This window comes from Bradyrhizobium sp., assembly GCF_049798375.1.
In the GTDB taxonomy this organism is placed as follows: domain Bacteria; phylum Pseudomonadota; class Alphaproteobacteria; order Rhizobiales; family Xanthobacteraceae; genus Bradyrhizobium.
Genome location: NZ_JBARGP010000137.1, coordinates 1 through 1,600, shown reverse-complemented (window position 1 = coordinate 1,600; position 1,600 = coordinate 1). Strand labels below are relative to the sequence as shown.

The 1,600-nt window shown below is 67.2% G+C and carries 2 protein-coding genes; both read left to right on the top strand.

Annotated features, from left to right (window positions below; all coding sequences use genetic code 11):
* Nucleotides 1–675 (top strand): SDR family NAD(P)-dependent oxidoreductase (locus WA702_RS06005; RefSeq protein ID WP_425109616.1); only part of this gene is annotated, 675 nt, incomplete at its 5' end.
* Between the two features lie 109 nt (nt 676–784).
* A complete protein-coding gene (locus tag WA702_RS06000; protein ID WP_425109615.1) occupies nt 785–1,594 on the top strand; it encodes a glutamine amidotransferase in 810 nt (269 codons plus the stop codon).
* Nucleotides 1,595–1,600 lie beyond the last annotated feature (6 nt).

Sequence of the window (1,600 nt, the reverse complement as noted above, 5' to 3'; positions counted from 1 at the left end):
CGCGAAGATCGTCTGCATGCGCTGGCGCAAGAACTTGTCGCCAAGGGCGCGCCGGCTCCGCTCGTCATTCCCTGCGATCTCAGAGCGCCCGATGCGGCTGACAGTATCGCGTCGGCGCTCAACGCGGCCGGCGTCGAGGTCGAATATCTCGTCAACAACGCCGGCTTCGGCCTGTTCGGCCCGGCGGTGAAGCTCGATCGCGCCGAGCAGCTCGACATGATCGCGGTCAACGTCCGCAGCCTGACCGACCTGTCGCTGCGCTTCACCGATCAGCTGATCAGGAATCGCGGCGGCATCCTCAATCTCGGCTCCGTTGCAGGCTTCCTGCCAGGCCCGGGCATGGCGGTCTATTACGCCTCGAAGGCCTATGTGATCTCGTTCACCGAGGCGCTGCACAAGGAGCTCGCGCCGCACGGCGTGCGCGTCACCGTGCTGTGCCCCGGGCCGGTGCCGTCTGAATTCCAGGCGCGGGCCGGCGTCAGGCCCGGTGCCGATCCGGCGCTGCTTCAGGTCTCGCCACAGGCCGTGGCCGAGGCCGGCTATCGCGGGCTGATGAGCGGCAAGCGCGTGGTGCTGCCGGGGCTGGGCATCAAGATCGTGCCGTTCATGCTGCGCTGGTTTCCGCGCAGCTTCGTCCTGGAAGCGGTGGGACGGCTGCAGCTGCGCCGCAGCTGAGCAGCGCTCGATCGTTATCCGAAAGACTACGGGCTGGCCCGTCCCTTGCTTTGTGAAGGTGACATCGCTCACGCACTGTTAACTTTCGCTTAGCTATGATTGACGCTTGATGATCAGCCAATATCCATCGCTCGTGCCGATCGAGGCCGCCAAAGCGGGTTTTCGGCAGTCAATCCCGGTGACAGGCGGGGCCTCTGCGCCGCTGCGTCCCGTCCTCGTCATCCTGCACCAGGAAACATCGAGCCCCGGCCGCGTCGGCAACGCGCTGCGCGCGCTCGGCCACATCCTCGACATTCGCCGGCCGCGGTTCGGCGATCCGCTTCCCGACACACTCGATGCGCATGCCGGTGCCGTGATTTTCGGCGGTCCGATGAGCGCGAATGACCCGGACGAGTATGTCCGGCGCGAGATCGACTGGATCGAGGTGCCCCTGCGCGAGCAGCGGCCCTTTCTCGGCATCTGCCTTGGCGCGCAGATGCTGGCGATCCAGCTCGGCGCCAAGGTCGCGCCGCATCCGGAAGGTCGCGCCGAGATCGGCTATTATCCGGTCCGCCCCACCGCTGCCGGTCGCAAGCTGTGCCCGCTGTGGCCGGAGCAGGTCTATCACTGGCATCGCGAAGGCTTTGAGCTTCCGGCCGGCGCCGAGTTGCTGGCCGCAGGCGGCGACTTTCCGAACCAGGCCTATCAATACGGCAACGCCACCGGGCTGCAATTCCATCCAGACGTGACCACCGCGATGATGTGCCGCTGGACCACGCGCGGCCATGCAAGGCTCGATACGCCCGGTGCGCGGCCGCGGCATCACCATTTCGAAGGCCGCGCGGTGCACGATCCCGCCGAGCGCGCCTGGCTGGCGCATTTTGTCGACGGGTGGTTGGCGCGCGAGCCGATGCCGGCGCTGGCAGAGGCGGCGGAGTAGGGGGGC

Coding starts and splice junctions, on each gene's coding strand:
- WA702_RS06000 (WP_425109615.1), top strand. CDS start 785: ATGATCAGCCAATATCCATCGCTCGTGCCGATCGAGGCCGCCAAAGCG.